This is a genomic window from Streptomyces caelestis, from assembly GCF_001279005.1.
Taxonomy (GTDB): domain Bacteria; phylum Actinomycetota; class Actinomycetes; order Streptomycetales; family Streptomycetaceae; genus Streptomyces; species Streptomyces heliomycini.
This window is the reverse complement of sequence record NZ_LGCN01000023.1, coordinates 1-1,388: the sequence shown is the minus strand read 5'-3', so window position 1 is coordinate 1,388 and position 1,388 is coordinate 1. Positions and strand designations below refer to the sequence as shown.

1 protein-coding gene is annotated in these 1,388 nt (G+C 70.0%); it reads left to right on the top strand.

What is annotated here, in order from left to right; genetic code table 11:
* The coding region (locus ADK41_RS03455) for an alpha-1,6-glucosidase domain-containing protein (protein WP_030837471.1) at window positions 1-1,388 on the top strand (1,388 nt) is incomplete at both ends.

The window sequence follows — 1,388 nt, the reverse complement described above, 5'->3', positions numbered from 1 at the left end:
AAGGACGCCTACAACTGGGGCTACGACCCCTACCACTTCACCGTCCCCGAGGGCTCCTACGCCAGTGACCCGGACGGCACCGAGCGCACGGTCGAGTTCCGCGAGATGGTCAGGGCGCTCAACGAGGACGGCCTGCGGGTCGTGATGGACGTGGTCTACAACCACACCGCCGCGAGCGGCCAGGCCAAGACCTCCGTCCTCGACAAGGTGGTGCCCGGCTACTACCAGCGGCTGCTGGCCGACGGCTCGGTCGCGAACAGCACCTGCTGCGCGGGCACGGCTCCCGAGAACGCCATGATGGGCAAGCTGGTCGTCGACTCGGTCGTCACCTGGGCCAGGGAGTACAAGGTCGACGGCTTCCGCTTCGACCTCATGGGCCACCACCCGAAGGCCAACATCCTCGCCGTCCGCGAGGCCCTCGACGCGCTGACCCTGACGAAGGACGGCGTCGACGGCAAGAGGATCATCCTGTACGGCGAGGGCTGGAACTTCGGCGAGATCGCCGACGACGCCCGCTTCGAGCAGGCCACGCAGCAGAACATGGCCGGCACCCACATCGCCACCTTCTCCGACCGGGCCCGCGACGCCGTGCGCGGCGGCTCGCCCTTCGACGCCGACCCCGGCGTGCAGGGCTTCGCCTCCGGCCTCTACACCGACCCCAACTCCTCGAAGGACAACGGCACCACCGCCGAGCAGAAGACCCGCCTCCTGCACTACCAGGACCTGATCAAGGTGGGCCTGAGCGGCAACCTCGCCCACTACACCTTCACCGACACCAGCGGCAAAAAGGTCACCGGCTCCCAGGTCGACTACAACGGCGCCCCCGCCGGATACGCGGACGCGCCCGGCGACGCCCTCGCCTACGCCGACGCGCACGACAACGAGACCCTGTTCGACACGCTCGCCTACAAGCTCCCCGTCGGCACGTCCGCGGCCGACCGGGCCCGCATGCAGGTCCTCGCCATGGCGACGGCCACCCTCTCCCAGGGCCCGGCCCTCTCCCAGGCGGGCACCGACCTGCTGCGCTCCAAGTCCCTGGACCGCAACTCCTACGACAGCGGCGACTGGTTCAACGCGATCCACTGGAACTGCGCGGACGGCAACGGCTTCGGCCGGGGCCTGCCGCCGGCCGCCGACAACGAGGCCAAGTGGCCCCACGCCAGGCCCCTGCTCGGCGCCGTGAAGGTCGGCTGCCCGCAGATCCAGGGCGCCTCGGCCGCCTACCGGGACCTGCTGAGGATCCGCACCACCGAGCAGGCCTTCTCCCTCGACACGACCGCCCAGGTGCAGTCCGCGCTCTCCTTCCCGCTCTCCGGCACGGACGAGACGCCCGGCGTGATCACCATGAAACTGGGCGACCTGGTCGTCGTCTTCAACGCCACGCCCGA